Below are 17,948 nucleotides of genomic sequence, written 5' to 3'. Positions count from 1 at the left end.
ACGAGTGGAGCACGAACGATGACCAAGGTGACCGCCCAGATGTCGGTGTCCCTCGACGGCTGCTACACCGGGCCGCGGGACGCGCAGAACCCCACGGACATGAGCGGCTGGATGCGGGGGCCCGAAGCGCCCGGTTTCTTCCGGGTCACCCGCTGGGCCGTCGACGCCATGGCCTGGCGCGAGCGGCAGGGCTTCGCCGGCGGCGAGCAGTCGATCGACTCGGAGATCGTCGAGGAGACCTTCGCGGCGGCCGGTGCCTACGTCATGGGCCGGCGCATGTTCGACGCCGGGGAGTTCCCCTGGGGCGAGGAGCCGCCGTTCCGCGCGCCGGTGTTCGTCGTCACCCACCGTCCGCGGGACGTGCTCGAACGCCGGGGTGGCACCTCCTTCACCTTCGTCACCGAAGGACCCGAGCGGGCCGTCGAGCTGGCCCGCGACGCCGCCGGCGGCAAGGACGTGGCCGTAGCCGGCGGCGGGGAGCTCCTGCGCCAGGTGCTGACCGCCGGGCTGCTCGACCAGTTCGAGCTGCACATCGCCCCGGTGCTGCTGGGCGACGGCCAGCGCCTGTTCGACCCCAGTCTCGGCCTCGGCGCGGACGACGGCATCGAGCTGGTCCCGACGCGGGTCGTCGAGTCGCCCGGGGTCACCCACATCCGCTATACCGTCACCGGGCGGTCGAAGCTGGTGCTGGACGATCGTGGAGCCGGCGGCGACCTGGTCGGACCGGCCCAGGCGGAGCGGAGGAGCGCGCTGTGAAGTACATGCTGCTGATCTACGGCAACGAGGAAGCCTTCACCTCGATCGGCGCGGAGACCCTCGCCGAGCTGATCCGGGAGACCGACGCCCTCAACCAGGAGCTGTTCGAGTCGGGTGAGCTGGTCGGCGCCTACGGGATGGCCGACCAGATGAACTCCAAGATGGTCCGGGTCGCCGACGGGACGCCGGTGGTGACCGACGGCCCCTACGCCGAGGCCAAGGAGTACCTGGGCAGCTTCACGATCCTCGACTGCGACAACCTGGAACGGGCCCTCGAGATCGCGGCCCGCAACCCGTCGGCGCGCTACTGGGGTGTCGAGGTCCGGCCGCTCATGCACGAGGCCAACGTCGAGCCGTGACCGACTGGCAGGCCGTCCGGCGGCTGGTCCCGGAGGTGCTCGGGGCGCTGGTGCGCCGCTACGGCCTTTTCGACGCCTGCGAGGACGCCGTCCAGGAGGCGCTGGTGGCGGCCGCGGCCCAGTGGCCGGTGCAGGGGTGGCCGGAGAACCCCCGGGCGTGGTTGGTGACGGTGGCGACGCGTCGCCTCGCCGACCAGGTGCGCAGCGACGTCGCTCGCCGCCGGCGGGAGGAGGCCGACGCCCTCCGCACTCCGCCCGCCGGCGGCGAGGTGGACCCTGGACCCGCCGGCGACGACACCCTCACGCTGCTGTTCCTGTGCTGCCACCCGGCCCTGACGCCCCCGTCCCAGATCGCGCTGACCCTGCGCGCCGTCGGCGGCCTGTCGACCGCCGAGATCGCCCGGGCCTTCCTCGTGCCCGAGGCGACCATGGCGCAGCGCATCAGCCGGGCGAAGCAACGCATCAAGGCGGCCGGAGCCGGCTTCGCCCTGCCGCCGCCGGCTGAGCAAGCAGAACGGCTCGCGGTCGTGCTCCACGTGGTGTACCTCGTCTTCAACGAGGGCTACACGGCCACGTCGGGGGCGCAGCTGGTGCGCGCCGAGCTGACGGCCGAGGCCATCCGGCTGGCCCGCGAGCTCCACCGGCTGGTCCCCGGCGACGGCGAGGTGGCCGGGCTCCTGGGCCTGCTGTTGCTGACCGACGCCCGCCACCGGGCCCGGACGGCCCCGGACGGGTCGCTGGTGCCGCTGAGCGAGCAGGACCGGACGTTGTGGAATGCCGAGGCCATCGCCGAGGGCGTGGCCCTCGTGACCGACACGCTGGCGAAGGGCCTGATCGGCCCGTACCAGCTCCAGGCCGCCATCGCCGCCGTCCACGACGAGGCACCCACCGCCGAAGTCACCGACTGGCCGCAGATCCTGGCCCTCTACACGGTTCTGGAGCGCGTGGCACCCAACCCGACGGTGACGCTCAACCGGGCGGTGGCCGTGGCCGAGGTACATGGACCCGCGGCGGGGCTGGCCCTGCTCGACGCGCTCTCGGCCGACCAGCGCCTCTCCGCCTCCCACCACCTCGTGTCCGTGCGGGCCCACCTGCTGGAGATGGCCGGCGACCTCGGCGCGGCGCGCGCCGGCTACCGAGAGGCGGCCCGGCGCACCACCAGCGAACCCGAGAAGCGCCACCTCCTGACCCGCGCCGCGCGCCTGGAGTGACTGACCACGGCACTACGGCCGCACCTCGGCCACGCGCCGACATCGGCGTCCACAATGGACTGTCGGTTGTCCACGACCCCGCTTCACGGTGTGTCCGGAACCGCCCGAACTTCAAAGGCTGCTCACAGGAACCACCCACCTCCGCTACAGCTGCGTGACGGACAAAGAGGGCATGACAACCGTTCACCCCGTCCCCGTCCAGCAGGTCGCGCCGCCGCCCGCGGCGCCCCCGCCGGTCCGGGTGAACCCTGGTGCCGTCCTGGGCGTGATCGCGGCGGGGGCACTCGGTGCCCTCGGCCTGTGGTGGGCCGGGACACCATCCGTGACCGGGTTCGGGGGCTGGCTGACCGACGCCGGGCGGATCACCGGCCTGCTCGCCGGGTACGGGTTCGTCGTGCTCGTCGCGCTGATGGCGCGCATCCCGCCGCTGGAACGCGGCATCGGCGCCGACAAGCTCGCCCGCTGGCACGCCATGGGCGGCCGGTACGTCGTCTCGCTGATCGTCGCGCACGGGCTGCTCATCACCTGGGGCTACGCCGTCTCCGCGCACACCGGCGTCCTCGACCAGTCCGCGACGCTGCTGCTGACCTACCCGGACGTGCTCGCCGCGACCGTCGCCGGGCTGCTGCTCGTCGGCGTCGGCATCAGCTCCGCCCGCGCCGCCCGCCGCCGGCTGCGCTACGAAACCTGGTACTTCCTGCACTTCTACACCTACCTCGCGATGGCGCTGGCGTTCAGCCACCAGTTCGCCACCGGCGCCCAGTTCATGGACGACCGCACCGCCCGCACCGCCTGGTCCACGCTGTACGTCCTGGCCGGCGCGGCGATCCTCTGGTACCGGTTCGTCACGCCGGTGCGGCAGGCGTTCCGCCACCGGCTGCGTGTCGAATCGGTGTCTCCGGAAGCCGCCGGCGTCGTCAGCGTCGTCGTCACCGGCCGGCACCTCGACGAGCTGCGCGCCGAGGCCGGGCAGTTCTTCCGCTGGCGCTTCCTGACCCGCGACCTGTGGTGGGTCTCCGCGCCCTACTCCCTTTCCGCACCCGCGTCCGGCAGCCGGCTGCGGATCACCGTCAAGGCGCTCGGCGACCACAGCGCCGCCCTCGCCGCGCTGAAGCCGGGGACCCGCGTGGTCACCGAAGGGCCCTACGGCGCGATGACCCCCTCCGCCCGCCGCGAACGCAAGGTCCTGCTCGTCGCCGGCGGCTCCGGAATCACCCCGATCCGCGCGCTGTTCCAGGCCCTGCCCGCAGCGCCCGGCGACCTCACCCTCGTCTACCGCGCCCGCCGCGAAGCCGACGTCGTGTTCCGTGAAGAGCTCGAGCAGCTCGCCGCCGACCGCGGCGCCCGCCTGTGGATCCTCACCGGCACCCGCGCCGAGCACGGCGGCGACCCGCTGACCCTGCTGCGGCGGCACATCCCGGATATCGCGCGGCACGACGTCTACGTCTGCGGGCCACCCGGCATGGCCGACGCCGTGCACGCCGAACTGCGCGCCGCGCGCGTGCCCCGCCGGCAGATCCACCACGAGAGCTTCGAGTTCTGAGAAAGGCCTCCCCCATGAAACGGGTCCTCTTCGCCTTCGCCGGCACGGTCACCGGGCTGGTGCTGCTGCTGTCGTTCAAGACCCAGCCGGGCACGACGGCGGCGGCCACCCCACCGGCGGCCGTCAGCGGCAGCGGCGGCACCGCGGCGAGCACCTCGGCCGGCACCGTGGACGGCGACGCCGCCGACACCCGGTTCGGCCCGGTCCAGGTCCGGATCACCGTCGCGAACGGCAAGCTCGCGTCGGTCACCGCGGTCGAATACCCGACCGAAAGCCGGCGGGACCAGGAGATCAACGAGTACGCCGTCCCGGTGCTCAACCAGGAAGCCGCACAGGCGGCCAGCGCCGACATCGACACGGTCTCCGGCGCCACCTACACCTCCGACGGCTACGTGAAGTCTCTGCAGAGCGCCCTCGACAAGGCCGGCCTGTCGTGACTGTCCACGTCGAGCACTGCATGGGAACGGTCTTCAGCATCGACGTCCGCGACCCCGGCGACTGGGGCTCGCCGATCGCCGACGTCGTCGCCTGGCTGCACCGGGTCGACGCGCTGTTCAGCACCTTCCGGCCGGACAGCGACATCAGCCGTATCGGCCGCGGTGAGCTCACGATCGCCGACGCCGACCCGCTCGTCGCGGAGGTGTTCGGCCGGTGCGAACAGTTCGAGGCCGAAACCGGCGGCTACTTCACCGCCCGCTGGCGCGGCACGCCCGACCCGACCGGCCTGGTGAAGGGCTGGGCGATCGAGCGGGCGAGCGAGCTGCTGGACCGCCACGGCAGCGAGAACCACGCGATCAACGGCGGCGGCGACGTCCACCTCTCGGGCGAGGCCGCACCCGGCCGGCCGTGGCGGATCGGTATCAGCGACCCGGCCGACAGCCGCCGGATCCTCACGGTCGTCACGGGCCGCGACCTCGCGGTCGCGACGTCCGGCACCGCCGAACGCGGGGCGCACATCGTCGACCCGCTGACCGCCACCCCGGCCCGCGACCTGGCGGCGGTCACGGTCACCGGCCCCTCCCTCATCCGCGCCGACGCCTACGCCACCGCCGCGGTCGCGATGGGACACCGCGCCTTCGACTGGGCCCAAGGACTGGAGGACCACGAAGTCTTCGTCGTGGACACCGCCGGCGCGCGGTGGATCACTCCGCACGTCAGCTCCCGAGGCTGAGCCGGTCGATGACCTCGGCGAGGCGAAGCCCGCAAGCTCGTCACCGACCCGCGCGACTCACTCGGGCAGGAGACTCACGTCGTATTCGCGGGCGACAGCCCGGTTGTAGCGGGCGAACGACTCCCCGATCACCCGCAGCTCGTCCTCGGGGACGCCGGTGAACATCGCGGCCAGGTTGGCGCGGCGGCGTTCGTGGACCCGGCGGGCCCGCGCCCGGCCCTCCTCGGTGGCCACGACGATGCTCCGGCGGCGGTCGTCCGCGGCCGGCGTCCGTTCGACCAGGCCGGCCGACGTCATCGCCGACACCTGGCGGCCGGCCGTGGACGGGTCCAGGCCGAGCTTGGCCGCCAGCGTGGTGATGTCCGCCGGCCCGGTCACCTCCAGCGTGCGCAGCAGGAGGTAACCCGCGCGGTCGACCTCGTCGTAGACGTCGGTGCGGCGGCTGAGCAGCTCGAAGTTGCGCACCATGACCGCGGTGTGGGCCTCGATGAGGTCGAGCGCGTCCATCCCGTGAACCTACCTTCCGGCCGATTGCCCGGCCGCAGGTGATATCGGTATCATACCGATAAATGTCGGCATGATACCGACATCTTCGGCGAGGGGAAGGCGAAGTCACTCGGATGGGACACGCGGCGGCGACGGTTCACCGGATCAGGGACAAGGCGATGGGCTCCGATCCGGGCCTGACCAGGCTGTGGAGCGCGGTCTCGGCCGCCGTCGCCATGACCACCGGGCTGGCCGTCGAGTACGGCTACGCGACGCTGACCGGGGCCGGGCCGCAGGCCACCCTGATCGCGGTCCTGCTCGGCGCCATCACCGCGATGATGGGGTCGATGGCGCTGTCCGGCACCGGGGTGTGGCCGAAGGTGCGCACCGCCGCGCTGTTCCCGGTGGCGATGGGGCTCGGGATGGTGCTCGGCGTCCTGGTCTCACCGCACACCGACCTGATGCTCGCGGTGTTCGTCGTCGTGATGTTCGCCGCCGTGTTCGTCCGGCGGTTCGGCGTCCCGTTCTTCTTCTACGGCTTCATGGTCTGGATGGGCTACTTCTTCGCCGCGTTCCTGCACGCCACCCTCGACGGCCTGCCCGCCATGCTCGTCGCCGTCGTCATCGCGAGCGTCTGGGTGCTGCTGCTTTCGCTGACCGTGTTGCGCGGCAACCCGGCCCGCACCCTCGCCCGCACGCGCCGCGCGTTCGGCGCCCGGGCTCGTACGGTCGTCCGGCGGTGCGCCACCCTGCTGGCAGACGGCCAGTCCTCGCGGCGGATCCACGCGGCGCAGGCCCGGCTCGCCGAGTCCGCGCTGATGATCGAGGCGTGGTCGGCCGAGGTGCCCGTGCTGCCGGATGCCATCCCGGCGGCGGCGATCCGGCGCACGACCATCGACGCGCAGCTCGCGATCGACCTGCTCGTCACCGCCTGCACGCAGCTGAGCGCCGAGCCGGACCGGGACCTCGTCGCCCGCGCGGCGCGCGTGCTCGACCTGTTCGCCCGCAACGACTACGCCGCCGCCGGGCAAGCTGCCGAAGCGCTCCTGGCGCGCGCGGGTACCTCCCCCGCCCGGCTGGTGGCCGTGGCGGTCACCGACTACCTCGGCGTCGTCCGCCGCGCCGACCGGGACGGTCTCGGCGGCACCGGCGACTTCGAGCCGGCGGTGACGATCGCGCTGGGCGCGCTGCCGGGCTCGGCCGCCGCGGCCGGCGACGTCGAACCCCGCGGCCGCGCGTGGAACCCCTTGCGGCGCTTGGATTTCACGACCCGTCAGGCAGTGCAGGTCGCCGTGGCGGGCGGCCTGGCGATCGTGCTCGGGCGGCTGCTGTCCGAGCAGCGCTACTACTGGGCGGTGATCGCCGCGTTCGTCGCGTTCACCGGCACCGCGACCCGGTCGGAGGTGTTCCTCAAGTCGGTCAACCGCGTCCTGGGCACCCTCGTCGGGCTGGGCGCCGGCATCGCGCTCGCCCACCTGACCGCCGGGCACACCTCGGCGGTGCTCGCGGTGATCGTGGGCAGCATGTTCTGCGGCTTCTACCTGCAACGGCTGTCCTACGCGTACATGATCTTCTTCGTCACGATCATGGTGAGCCAGCTCTACAGCGTGCTCAACGAGTTCTCCGCCGGCCTGCTCGTGCTGCGGCTGGAGGAGACGGCGATCGGCGCGGCCATCGGCGTCGGGGTCGGTCTGGTGCTGACGCCGCTGAGCACCCGCGACACCGTCCGCAGCGCCGAGCGCGCCCTCGCGCGCACGCTGGCCGAGCTGCTCGGCGCCGCGGCGCACCGGATCGAGGGGCACGCCGGCGTCCCCGACCCGGACGCCCAGGTCCGGGTACTGGACAACGACCTGCGCCAGCTGCGGCTCGTGGCCGCGCCGCTCGTGGCCGCCGTGCCGTGGGGCGGCGGGTCCCGCACCACCCGCCACCGGCTGACGCTGACCGCGACGCTGGTGCAGCACACCCACCGGCTGGTCGCCCACCTGCGCCGCGGCACGGACCGATCCCTGGCCGCGCCGGCCCGGGCACTGGCCGCCGTCGCGGCAGCCGTGGCCGAGCCCAGCGAACCGGACGTGATCTCCGCGCTCGGCCTGGCCGAAGCCACCCTCACCCGGAACTGCTCCCGGGCGGACGAGTCCGTCCTGCTCGACCTGATCCACCTGCGGCAGTTGCTGCACGAGATCGCGACCGGCGACGAGCCGGGTCAGCTCGCCGGACCGGCCGCGCCGTGCGTCACGCCGATCCGCGGCCGGGTCCACGACGCGACCGGCTCGGTCCTCCCCGGCGCCACCCTGACCTTGGTCGACGCGGACGGCAGGCAGACCGCACGGGCGACGTCGGCGCCCGACGGCGGTTTCGCGCTGGAAGCTCCGCGTGCCGGCTCGTACGTCCTGATCACCGCGGCGACCCGGCACCGCCCGGCCGCTTCGACGGTGCTGGCCCACGGCCGGCAAGTGGTGCAGGAGGTCTGGCTCGCGGCGGCCGCGCGCCAGGCTCCGCCGCCCGGCCGGCAGTGCCACCGACGCGACGTCCGGCTCCGCTGAAGCCGGCCTCGACGAGCGATCACGGCCTGCTGATGACGTCCAAGCAGGCGTCGACGCGGCGGCGCAAGGACTCGGCGGTGACCGGAACGCCGGACGCTTCGGCCGGCAGCCGGAGCACTTCGATGATGCCGCCCAGGACGAAGTCGGCCAGCGTCGCCGGCTCCGGCAGGTGCTCGACGAGCCGGAAGCACGCCGGGTGCAGCAGGTCGCGGTAGGCGTTCGCCGTCTGCTGGGACGCCGCGCTGGGGTAGAGGTTGCGGTAGAGCGCGGCGTGCCGGGCGGCGAAGTCGCACAGCCGGTGGATCACCGCACGCGGGTCTTCCGCCTCGTCGTCATCGGGGACCAGCTCCCGGAAGAAGGCCGCCACGGCCTGGGCGACGGCGTCGTCGCGGTCGCGGAAGTGCTGGTAGAACACCTGACGGCTGACACCGGCGCGCTGGGTGATGTCGCTGACCGAGATCCGCTCGACCCGCCGTTCCTCGATCAGGTCGAACGCGGCTCGCCGCAGCTGGTCGCGCACCCGCGCGGCGCGGGGGTCGGCGCTGTCGGTGCGGGCCGGCGCCCGCAAAGCCTCGTTCGTTGACACCTGTCCACGATAGCAGTAGCGTCGATTTCGGCGACAGATGTCAACGAAACGAGGAGTGGTCGGTATGGCGCGTCCGGTCCGGATCGCGAACTTCTCCGGCGCGATGGGCGACCGGTTCTCCGCGTTCGAAGAAGCCGTGCGAGGCGATCCGGTGGACGTCGTGATCGGCGACTCGATGGCCGAGATCACCATGTCGATGGTCGTCGCCGGCTTCCACGGCAACCCCGACGGCCGTCGCCGGTTCTTCTCGGAGTTCTTCCTGCGCCAGCTGCGTCCCCAGCTGCCCGCGATCGCCGAGAAGGGGATCAAGGTCGTCACCAACGCCGGGATCTACCACCCGGCGGGTCTCGCCGAGGCGATCCGCGCCGAAGTCACCGCGCAGGGGCTGGACCTGAAGGTCGCGTTCGTGACCGGCGACGACCTCACCGACACCGCGAAGGACCTGATCGCCGACGGGCAGCTGAACCACCTGGAAACCGGCGCCACCCTGGACGTCGACCCCGCCGAGCTGCTGGCGGTCAACGCCTACCTCGGCGGCTGGGGCATCAAGACCGCCCTCGGCGAAGGCGCCGACATCGTCATCACCGGCCGCGTCGCCGACGCCTCCCTCGTCACCGGACCGGCCGCGTGGTGGCACGCCTGGGACCGCGAGGACCTCGACCGCATCGCCGGCGCGACCGCCGCCGCGCACATCATCGAGTGCGGGCCGCAGGCCACCGGCGGGAACTTCGCCGGCTTCACCGGCATCGCGGACAACACCCTGCCCGGCTTCCCGATCGCCGAAGTCGCCGGCGACGGCAGCTTCGTGATCACCAAACGAGCCGGCGACGACGGCGAGGTCACCGTCGACACCGTCACCGCGCAGCTGATGTACGAGATCCAGGGCCCGCGCTACCTCAACCCGGACGTCACCTGGCACACCGACTCCATCGAGCTGGCCCAAGACGGCCCGGACCGGGTGCGGGTCACCGGCGCCCGGGGCAGCGCCGCGTCCCGGACGACCAAGGTCGGTATCAACTTCCAGCGCGGCTACCGCGGCGCGACCTGGCTCTTCCCCACCGGCCTCGACGTCGACGCCAAGGTCGACGTGCTCAAGGCCCAGGCCGAACGGACGCGCCGCGATCACCCGGTCGACGAGCTGCACTTCTTCGTCTGCGGGCAGCCCGTCCCCGACCCGGAGAACCAATGGCAGGCCACCGTCGCGGTCCAGCTCGCCGTCGCCGCATCGGACCAGAAGACGGTGTCCGGGTTCCTGAACCAGTTCTGCTCCTACGGCCTGGGCAGCATCCCCGGCTTCTACATCGACATGACCCAGATGTACTCGATGGGCGGCCAGCCGCGGATCGACTACTGGCCCGGGCTCGTGCGCCAGGCCGACCTCCAGCACCAGGTCCACCTGCCCGACGGGCGCGTGCTGGATATCGCTCCCCCACCGGACACCACCGTCTTCACCGGCCAGCCCGAAACCCCTTCGAGCGCCACGACACCATCCGGCCTCACCACGACCGTCCCCTTCGGACAGATCGTCTACGCGCGCACCGGCGACAAGGGCGCCAACGCCAACCTCGGCGTGTGGTCCCGCGACGAAGCCGCGTGGCCGTGGCTCGCGGGGTTCCTGACCACCGACCGCCTCCGCGAGCTGCTCGGCTGCCCGGACACCGTCGACATCGAACGCTACGAACAGCCGAACCTGCACGGCATCTCGTTCGTGCTGCGCGGCTACTTCCCACCCAGCGGCTCCGCCAACCTGGCCCTCGACCAGATCGGCAAGTCCCTCGGGGAGTTCCTGCGCGCCCGCCACGTCGACGTCCCGACCGCCCTGCTGCCCTGACCGGAGAGTCCACAGTGGAAACCACCGACCCGCGGGCCTTGCGCGACGCCATGCTCAAGGCCGTGCAGAACCGCGCCACCGACGACGAGTTCGACCCGCACGCCGAACTCCGCGCCATCCTCACCCCGCTCGGCTTCACCCCCGAAGACAGCGGCGGGACGGTCACGTTCCTCAAGCGCGACCCGCTGATGCCCAGCACCCTGCGCATCGGCGGCGCCGCCGCGGTCGCGCTGGCCCAGCAGTCGGTGATCGCCGCGAAGCTGTGGCGGATGCGCACCGGTCTCGGCCAGGACATCACCGTCGATCTCGGCCAGGCCATCCGCCGGCTCGCCCCGGCCTCGGAAATGCGGTGGGAGACCCTCAACGGTTATCCCGCCGCCATGTCCGACCGCTCGGTCGGCGCCCACTTCGCCTTCTACCCGACCCGCGACGGCCGCCGTGTCATCCCGGTCAACATCTACTCCGGGCTGAAGTCGAAGATGCTCGCCGTCCTCGACTGCGCCGACAACCCCGAAGCCCTCGGGCGCGCCATCGTCCGCCACAGCGCCGACGAGCTGGAAGCGCTCGGCGAGCAGCACGGGATCGTGTTCGCCAAGGTCCGCAGCGTCGAGGAATTCGTCGAAGAGCCGGTGTTCGAGCACCTCGCGTCCCGGCCGCTGATCGAGATCGAGAAGGTCGCCGACACCGCGCCCGAACCGCTGCCGGAGTGGGGCACCCACCCGCTGTCCGGCATCCGCGCGCTCGGCATGGGCCACGTGATCGCCGGCGCCGGCATCGGCCGCTCGCTGGCGTCGCTCGGTGCGGACGTGCTCAACGTCTGGCGCGCCATGGAGTTCGAAGAGGACCCGCTGATCGCCACGGCCAACGTCGGCGTCCGCTCGACCCGCCTCGACGTCCGCAACCCCGACGGACAGGCGACTCTGCGCGCCCTGCTGCGCGACGCCGATGTCTTCTACGCCAACCGCCGTCCCGGCCTGCTCACCGAACTCGGCGTCGACGCCGAGCAGGCGTTCGCCGTCCGGCCCGGCCTGATCCACGTCACCGCCAGCTGTCACGGCGAAAGCGGCCCGTGGGCCCAGCGCGTCGGGTTCGACCAGGTCGCCGGCACGGTGACCGGCATGGTCGCCGCCGAAGGCAGCTTGGCGGAACCGAAATTGCCGCCGACGTCGATCATCAACGACTACCTGGTCGCCTGGCTCGGCGCGACGGGCGCCATGGCGGCGTTGGTGCGCCGCGCCACCGAAGGCGGCAGCTACCGGGTGCACGTGTCGCTGACGCGCGCGGCGATGTGGGCGGTGACGCTCGGCTTCTTCGACTGGGACTACGTCCACCAGGCCGTCGGCAGCGGCGGCGAGCACGAACTGCTCGACCCGCAGCTGTTCACCTCGCTGACCCCGCTCGGGATCTACCAGGGCGTCACGGAGAACATCACGCTGTCGCGGACCCCGCACCACTACCTGAACGTGCTCTCCCCGCGCGGCGCCGACCAGCCGGTGTGGCTGCCCAAACCGCGGAAGGTGAACGCGATGGCCCTGTTCAGCACACTTCGGCGGCAGTGACGCGAGAACGAGTACCACTGCGACTCGGGTGCTGCGGTGTAGACACCGCCAGGTGATCCTTCCTTGACCAGGTATCGGATCGCGTCGATCACCGTCCGGCGGCAGTGGTTCAGGAACTCGCTCCAAGAGATCGCGAAAGCGGCTTCGCCGGACTAGGCTGAGATCAAGGAATCTCACCGAAACTCTTTGACAGGCACGGTCAACGGGGACCCGAGGGAGCTACCGACGTGGTCGAGACGCACGACATCGTTCGCCCGCCTGCCGAGCTCAGTGCGGCCCTCGCGGCCATCGGCAGCGCGACGGCCAGCGGCGAACTCAGCCGCATGGGCATTCGCAGCGCGTTCATCCGGGGCCCGGTTTCGGTGACCCCCGGCGTGCGCGTGGCCGGACCGGCGCTGACGCTGCAGTTCCTGCCGAAGCGGGAGGACCTCTACCCCGTCGAGGAGTACGAAGAACCGGAGAAGCAGCTGCACCGGCACGTCATGTACCACGCCCAGCCCGGCGACATGATCGTCGTCGACGCGCGCGGGGACATGAGCAGCGGCGTGTTCGGCGAGATGATGCTGACCTTCTTCAAGGGCCGCGGCGGCGCCGGCGTGGTGATCGACGGGTGCCTGCGCGACATCGGCGAGGCCAAGCAGCTCGGCCTCGGGCTGTGGATCCGGGGCGCCACCCCGAACTTCCACACCCAGACCGGCATCGTGCCGGCCGCCGTCAACGTGCCGGTGGCGTGCGGTGGCACGCTCGTCGAGCCGGGCGACATCGTCGTCGCCGACGACGACGGGGCGGTCGTGGTGCCGGTCAAGCTCGCGCCCGCCCTGGTGGCCCACGCTCAGGAGCACGCGGATTGGGAGGAGTTCTCCCGGATCCGGCTGTCCGAAGGCGGCGACATGCGGCTGTACTACCCGCTTTCGGACGAGGCCCGGCCCGAGTACGAGCGGTGGCGCGCCGAACAGGGCCGCGCCTAGTGTCGCGCTGACACCGCGGCGGCGAGTGCGAACGTCTTGAATGAGTCATTCAGGTCTTCGGAGGTCCTGAATGACTCATTCAAGACCTTTGGTCCGGGCTACCGAGCCTGCCCCGGGCTCCGCGAGCGCCCTCACTCCAGCGGCCCGAACGTCGACGAACTTGCCACGCGCGACACTAGCTCCACAGCCGGTCGTGGCTCGACTCCTTGTCCCAGTGCGTCGTCTCGGCGAAGAACACCGGATCGCGCGGGTCGAGGTGGCGGCGCAGCAGCTCCTCGTCGAGGTCGCCGAACCCCAGTCCCGGCGTGTCCGGCACCGTGATGTGGCCGTCGCGGATCAGCGGACGGGGCAGGCCGGTGACGAGGTCGCTCCAGAACTCCACCTCGGCCGCGTGGTGTTCGAGGGCGAGGAAGTTCTCCGTGGCGGCGGCCAGGTGCACGCACGCCATCGTCGCGATCGGCGACGCCGCCAGGTGCAGCGCCATCGCGATCCCACGCTCCTGTGCGTAGTCGCCGAGCCGCTTGGTCTCCGCGATCCCGCCCGCCGTCGCCGGGTCGGGGTGCACGACGCGAATGGCTCCCGCGTCCAGCAGCGGCCGGAAGCCCTCGAGCAGGTAGATGTCCTCCCCCGTGCACGTCGGGACGGCGACGGCCGCGGTGAGCCGGCGCCACTGGTCGGTCAGCTGCCACGGGATCAGGTCTTCGATCCACGCCAGGGTGAACGGCTCCAGCGCGCGGCCGATCCGGATGCCCGAGTCGAGGGCGATGTGGCCGAAGTGGTCGGCGGCGAGCGCGACGTCGTAACCGACGACCGACCGGACGATGTCCACATAGGACACCAAGTGCTCGACGCCGCGAGCGGTGACCTGGATGCCGGTGAACGGATGCATCGTCGTGACGTCCTCGCGGGCACCCGGCGGCGCGATCAGTGCCCCGGGCACGTCCCACAGCAGGTCGATGCCCACGTCCATCTTCAGCATCGTGAACCCGCGCTGCTTGCGCTCCAGCAGCCGGGCGCCCATCGCGTGCGGGTCCGGCAGTGACGGCGTGTCCGCGTAGCAGCGGATCTCGTCCCGGAACCGGCCCCCGATCAATGCGTACGCGGGCACTCCGTACGCCTTGCCTGCCAGGTCCATCAGCGCCATCTCGACGCCGGAGACCCCGCCGCCCTGGCGGCCGTGGAACCCGAACTGCTTGATCTTGCGGAAGATCTTGTCGACGTTGCAGGGATTCTCACCGACGAGCCTGCTCTTGAGCACGAGCGCGTAGGTGGCGCTGGCCTGGTCGCGCACCTCCCCGTAGCCGACCAGCCCCTGGTTGGTGTCGATCCTGATGATCGACGAGCGGAACGGCACACCGGCCACGTTGGCCACCCGCAGGTCGGTGATGCGCAGGTCACTCGGCCGCGACGCCGTCGCGACGTGCTCTTCCGTGATGGCGCTCATCCCTTCACCGCCCCCGCGGTGAGACCCTCGGTCAGGAACCGTTGCCCGAACCCGTACATGAGCACGACCGGAATGCTGACCAGCAGCGAGGCCGCGGCCAGCTGTCCCTGCGGCACGACGTCGCCGAAGATCATCGACTGCATGCCGACGGGCAGCGTCTTGTTTTCGTCCTTGGTGATGAACACGAAGGCGAACAAGAACTCGTTCCACGCGTTGGTGAGCGTGAACAGCGCGACCGCGAGCAGCCCCGGCTTGGCCAGCGGCAGCACGATCCGGAGGAACGCCCCGAACCGCGTGCAGCCGTCGACCAGCGCGGCTTCTTCGAGGTCGGCCGGGATCGACTTGAAGTAGCCGACGAGCAGCCACGTCGCGAACGGCAGGGTGAACGTCGGGTAGGCGAGCACGAGCGACCACAACGAGTCGTTGAGCCCGATCCCGCTCATCAGCTGGTACAGCGGGATGAACAGCAGTGCGCCCGGCATCACGTAGGTGAGCAGGATTGTCACCGTGAAGCTCTCCGAACCCCGGAACTTCAAGCGCGCCAGGGCGTAGCCGGCCAGCGCCGCGCAGACCAGGGCGATCGCGGTGGACGCCACCGAAACGAGGATCGTGTTGACGTACCAGGTGCCGAACGCGCCGGTGAACAGGTTGGTGAACTGCTCGGTGGTCCACGGCGTCGGCCAGAGGTCGTCGGTGCGCGCGACGATCTGGCCGTCGGACTTGAAGGCCGTGACCGTCATCCAGTAGAGCGGGGCGAGCACGAAGCCCAGCAGGCCCACGAGCGCGACGCCCGAGCCGGTGCCGGCGACCAGCCGGGCGGCCGGCCGGTTGCCCCGGATGGCGAGCACGGAGACGACCCGGCCGACGGCGGCCGCGAGGAGCACGAACACGCCCAGTACGAGCCCGGCCTTCCACACGATGTGCGGCGACGCCCAGACCAGCACGAGCACCGAGCCCACGACGATCACCCACGGCAGCGCCTGCCGCTGGGCGGGAGTCAGCCGCCGTCGTCCCAGGTCGGCCGCGCCCGGCTGGTCGCTGCGGCGCATCATCCGCACGAGGATCACCACGAGGATCGCGATGATCGGCAGCATCACCAGCGTGACCGCGGCGCCCGCGCCCAGCTGCAGCTGCTGGATGGCCTTCGAGTAGGCCACCATCACGTACGGGGCGGTGGCGTCCCCCGGTCCGCCCTGGGTCATCAGCCAGATCAGGTCGAAGTTGTTGAACGTCCAGATCGACGACAGCAGCACCGTCACGATCATCACGGGACGCAGCCCCGGCAGTGTGATGTGGACGAAGCGCTGCCACGGCGAGGCGCCGTCCACCATCGCCGCCTCGTGGAGACCGCTGTCGATGGCCTTGAGCCCGGCGAGGAACGTCACCGTGAAGAACGGGATGCCCTTCCAGACGTTGACCAGGATGATCGCCGGCATCGCGAGCGCGGGATCGGACAGCCATTCCGCGGGCCACTTGTCGACGAGCCCCATCGAAGTCAGCGCGGGCCCGATGCCGGAGTCCGTCAGCAGGACGTTGACGCTGCCGAAGATCGGGTCGAGCAGCGACCGCCAGGTGAAGGCCGTGACGACCGTCGGGATCACCCACGGCAGCAGGATCACCGCGGCGATGATCGCCCGGCCGCGGCGCATGTGGTGCAGCATCAACGCCGCGATGAGACCAAAGGTCACCTTGAAGATCTCGGCGTACGCGGTGAAGACGAACGAGTTGAGCACACCCTGGTGGAACAAGCCGTCGTGGATGAGCGCGGTGTAGTTGTCCAGCCCGACGAAGACCGTCTCCGCGCCGTGGCGTTCGGTGGCGCTGGTGAAGATCGAGCTGATGATCGGGACCAGGATCAGGCCGGCGACCAGCACCAGGGTCGGCCCGATGAACACCGCGGCGAGGCGCCAGTCGCGGCCGAGCCGCCGCTGCGTTCGCGTCAGCGAGGAAGACGCGCCCGGCGCCGGACGGGTTGGCGCCGAGCGCGGACGAAGGAGGGTCACTGCCGGTAGCCCTGCTGCTCGAAGATCTGGACGATCCGGCCGTGGGTCGCGGCGACGGCGTCGGCCGGCTTGGCGCCCTGGATGACCGACTGCATCATGTCGGTCAGCAGGTAGGCGGCGAGCGCGGCCTGCTCGCCGGGGCTCGGGGCCTGGGGGAACGCGTAGCCGGTCTTGGTGGTCACCGGGAGCTGCGCGCGGGTCTGCTCTCGCAACGCGGAGAAGGCCGGGTCACCGCCGGTGTAGTACGGGTCGGAGTCCCACACCTTGTCCCACGAGGGGTTGACCAGGCACGGTGCTTCCTTCGCCACCCCGAGCAGCGCGCTCCCGCTGACCATGAACTTCGCCACCAGCTTGGCGAGATCGGGGTTCTTCGCCCCCTTGAACACGACGAACGAGTTGGACTCGCCGTACGCGAGCGGCCGGTCGAGCGCCGGTCCGGTGGCGCCGTTGAACACGTGCGTGTTGGCGTACACCGGGTTCTTCTTGGTCTTCGAGTCGGCGTAGACGCTGAACTGGTTGAGCGTGAGCCCCAGGATCCCGGCCAGCCAGTTTTCGTTGTTGCTCGAGTCGGTCCAGCTCCCGACCCCGGGCGGCAGCATCGGCTGGTACTTCGGGTTCGTGTAGATGTCGCCGATGAACGTGACGGCGGCGACGGTCTCCGGTGAGTTGAACACCACCTTCGTGCCGGTGTTGTCCGCGATCGCCCCGCCGTAGGTGTCGATGACGTTCTGGATGAAGCCGTTGGCGTCGCCGGAGCGGTTGACCGTGAGGCCCCAGCCGAACCGCCGCTTCCCCGGGTCGGAGACCGCCAATGCGTTGTCGCGCAGCTCTTCCCACGAGTAATAGGGTTTGAGCGGCAGTCCTTTCTCCGCGTACCAGTCCTTGCGCAGGTACATCCCGGACGCGATGAAGTGGTACGGGATCGCGAACCAGCGCCCGTCGAACACGCAGAACTTGGTCGACGCCGTCGCAGGCTCCCCGTAGAGCGCGCGCATCTCCGTGACCACGTCGGTGACGTCGGTGAGGGCGCCCAGGTTGTGGAGCTGGCCGACGAACCGCCGGTCGCTCACGAAAGCCAGATCGCGGTTGGTGCCCGCCTTCACCTCGGCGTCCATCTTCGCGACCATGTCGCCGGCGTCGCCGGAAACCAGGTCGTTGTGGACGGTGGTGCCGGTGGCCTGCGCGAACACCTGCAGCGACTTGTCCAGCGCCTTGTTGGCGGCCTCCGAGTACAGCTTTTGCGAGAGCATTCCCACCGACCCGCCGCGGAGCGCGGCCGCCTGGTCGAGCAGCGCCTTGGGCACCTGGACATCGACTTGCGGCGCGGGTGCGGGGCCGCTTCCGCACCCGGCCAGCCCGAGCACGCCCAGCGCGCTCACTCCGAGGAACGTGCGCCTCGACAGGTCATTCTTCTCTTCCATGACAACTCCTCGTACCGACGGGGCGACGTTGCAACCGGCGGGGACAGCGAGGCGAGTGCCACGCTGT

At 71.1% G+C, this 17,948-nt stretch carries 15 protein-coding genes; 10 read left to right on the top strand and 5 right to left on the bottom strand.

Annotation, left to right across the window (positions count from 1 at the left end; translation table 11 throughout):
- Nucleotides 1-18: 18 nt before the first annotated feature.
- The 6 genes from AB0M59_RS00770 to AB0M59_RS00745 all read left to right on the top strand — a co-directional run bounded on the left by AB0M59_RS00770 (nucleotide 19) and on the right by AB0M59_RS00745 (nucleotide 5,040).
- Complete coding sequence (locus AB0M59_RS00770; RefSeq protein ID WP_364606315.1) at nucleotides 19-756, top strand: dihydrofolate reductase family protein; 738 nt, start codon at nucleotides 19-21, stop codon at nucleotides 754-756.
- Nucleotides 753-1,115: a YciI family protein gene (locus tag AB0M59_RS00765; RefSeq protein ID WP_364606312.1), complete on the top strand. Its 363-nt coding sequence runs from the start codon at nucleotides 753-755 to the stop codon at nucleotides 1,113-1,115. Before AB0M59_RS00770 ends, AB0M59_RS00765 begins: the two co-directional genes overlap by 4 nt.
- Nucleotides 1,112-2,326: a DUF6596 domain-containing protein gene (locus tag AB0M59_RS00760; RefSeq protein WP_364606309.1), complete on the top strand. Its 1,215-nt coding sequence runs from the start codon at nucleotides 1,112-1,114 to the stop codon at nucleotides 2,324-2,326. The genes AB0M59_RS00765 and AB0M59_RS00760 overlap by 4 nt, the downstream gene beginning before the upstream one ends.
- A 172-nt stretch (nucleotides 2,327-2,498) precedes the next feature.
- Nucleotides 2,499-3,869, top strand: a complete 1,371-nt coding sequence (locus AB0M59_RS00755; protein WP_364606306.1) for a ferredoxin reductase family protein — start codon at nucleotides 2,499-2,501, stop codon at nucleotides 3,867-3,869.
- Nucleotides 3,870-3,883: 14 nt separating this feature from the next.
- A complete protein-coding gene (locus AB0M59_RS00750) occupies nucleotides 3,884-4,306 on the top strand; it encodes an FMN-binding protein (RefSeq protein WP_364606303.1) in 423 nt (140 codons plus the stop codon).
- Nucleotides 4,303-5,040, top strand: coding sequence for an FAD:protein FMN transferase (locus AB0M59_RS00745; RefSeq protein ID WP_364606300.1), 738 nt, complete (start codon nucleotides 4,303-4,305; stop codon nucleotides 5,038-5,040). Before AB0M59_RS00750 ends, AB0M59_RS00745 begins: the two co-directional genes overlap by 4 nt.
- Before the next feature lie 57 nt (nucleotides 5,041-5,097).
- Here the strand turns inward: AB0M59_RS00745 and AB0M59_RS00740 are convergent, their stop codons facing one another.
- Entirely contained in the window at nucleotides 5,098-5,547 is a 450-nt protein-coding gene (locus AB0M59_RS00740) for a MarR family winged helix-turn-helix transcriptional regulator (protein ID WP_364606297.1), read from the bottom strand.
- A gap of 158 nt (nucleotides 5,548-5,705) precedes the next feature.
- On the opposite strand from AB0M59_RS00740, the gene AB0M59_RS00735 reads away from it, so the two are divergent.
- On the top strand, nucleotides 5,706-8,069 hold the full coding sequence (locus AB0M59_RS00735) for an FUSC family protein (RefSeq protein ID WP_364606295.1): 2,364 nt from the start codon (nucleotides 5,706-5,708) through the stop codon (nucleotides 8,067-8,069).
- Nucleotides 8,070-8,088: 19 nt separating this feature from the next.
- Here the strand turns inward: AB0M59_RS00735 and AB0M59_RS00730 are convergent, their stop codons facing one another.
- Entirely contained in the window at nucleotides 8,089-8,655 is a 567-nt protein-coding gene (locus AB0M59_RS00730; RefSeq protein WP_364606292.1) for a helix-turn-helix domain-containing protein, read from the bottom strand.
- 64 nt (nucleotides 8,656-8,719) lie between these two features.
- On the opposite strand from AB0M59_RS00730, the gene AB0M59_RS00725 reads away from it, so the two are divergent.
- From AB0M59_RS00725 to AB0M59_RS00715, 3 genes are all read left to right on the top strand, one after another.
- Nucleotides 8,720-10,486: an acyclic terpene utilization AtuA family protein gene (locus AB0M59_RS00725; protein WP_364606289.1), complete on the top strand. Its 1,767-nt coding sequence runs from the start codon at nucleotides 8,720-8,722 to the stop codon at nucleotides 10,484-10,486.
- A 14-nt stretch (nucleotides 10,487-10,500) separates the two neighbouring features.
- Nucleotides 10,501-12,045 carry a CoA transferase gene (locus AB0M59_RS00720; protein WP_364606286.1) on the top strand — a complete coding sequence of 515 codons (1,545 nt, stop codon included), beginning with the start codon at nucleotides 10,501-10,503 and terminating at the stop codon, nucleotides 12,043-12,045.
- A 227-nt stretch (nucleotides 12,046-12,272) separates the two neighbouring features.
- On the top strand, nucleotides 12,273-13,013 hold the full coding sequence (locus tag AB0M59_RS00715) for a ribonuclease activity regulator RraA (RefSeq protein WP_364606284.1): 741 nt from the start codon (nucleotides 12,273-12,275) through the stop codon (nucleotides 13,011-13,013).
- A gap of 175 nt (nucleotides 13,014-13,188) precedes the next feature.
- On the opposite strand, the gene AB0M59_RS00710 is transcribed toward AB0M59_RS00715, so the two are convergent.
- The 3 genes from AB0M59_RS00710 to AB0M59_RS00700 are packed head-to-tail and all read right to left on the bottom strand — an operon-like array spanning nucleotide 13,189 to nucleotide 17,881.
- Nucleotides 13,189-14,457: a mandelate racemase/muconate lactonizing enzyme family protein gene (locus AB0M59_RS00710; RefSeq protein ID WP_364606281.1), complete on the bottom strand. Its 1,269-nt coding sequence runs from the start codon at nucleotides 14,455-14,457 to the stop codon at nucleotides 13,189-13,191.
- Nucleotides 14,454-16,460, bottom strand: a complete 2,007-nt coding sequence (locus AB0M59_RS00705; protein WP_364606278.1) for an ABC transporter permease subunit — start codon at nucleotides 16,458-16,460, stop codon at nucleotides 14,454-14,456. The genes AB0M59_RS00710 and AB0M59_RS00705 overlap by 4 nt, the downstream gene beginning before the upstream one ends.
- On the bottom strand, nucleotides 16,457-17,881 hold the full coding sequence (locus AB0M59_RS00700; RefSeq protein ID WP_364606275.1) for an extracellular solute-binding protein: 1,425 nt from the start codon (nucleotides 17,879-17,881) through the stop codon (nucleotides 16,457-16,459). Before AB0M59_RS00700 ends, AB0M59_RS00705 begins: the two co-directional genes overlap by 4 nt.
- Nucleotides 17,882-17,948 lie beyond the last annotated feature (67 nt).

This window comes from Amycolatopsis sp. NPDC051371 (assembly GCF_040682155.1).
Classification (GTDB): domain Bacteria; phylum Actinomycetota; class Actinomycetes; order Mycobacteriales; family Pseudonocardiaceae; genus Amycolatopsis.
Note: the sequence above shows the minus strand (reverse complement) of the source record. Positions and strands in the feature narration are given on the sequence as shown.

What these genes read in the sequence shown, in the direction of transcription:
- AB0M59_RS00770 (WP_364606315.1), top strand. Translation starts at nt 19, where the DNA reads ATGACCAAGGTGACCGCCCAGATGTCGGTGTCCCTCGACGGCTGCTAC.
- AB0M59_RS00755 (WP_364606306.1), top strand. Translation starts at nt 2,499, where the DNA reads ATGACAACCGTTCACCCCGTCCCCGTCCAGCAGGTCGCGCCGCCGCCC.
- AB0M59_RS00750 (WP_364606303.1), top strand. Translation starts at nt 3,884, where the DNA reads ATGAAACGGGTCCTCTTCGCCTTCGCCGGCACGGTCACCGGGCTGGTG.
- AB0M59_RS00740 (WP_364606297.1), bottom strand. Translation starts at nt 5,547, where the DNA reads ATGGACGCGCTCGACCTCATCGAGGCCCACACCGCGGTCATGGTGCGC.
- AB0M59_RS00735 (WP_364606295.1), top strand. Translation starts at nt 5,706, where the DNA reads ATGGGCTCCGATCCGGGCCTGACCAGGCTGTGGAGCGCGGTCTCGGCC.
- AB0M59_RS00725 (WP_364606289.1), top strand. Translation starts at nt 8,720, where the DNA reads ATGGCGCGTCCGGTCCGGATCGCGAACTTCTCCGGCGCGATGGGCGAC.
- AB0M59_RS00710 (WP_364606281.1), bottom strand. Translation starts at nt 14,457, where the DNA reads ATGAGCGCCATCACGGAAGAGCACGTCGCGACGGCGTCGCGGCCGAGT.
- AB0M59_RS00700 (WP_364606275.1), bottom strand. Translation starts at nt 17,881, where the DNA reads ATGGAAGAGAAGAATGACCTGTCGAGGCGCACGTTCCTCGGAGTGAGC.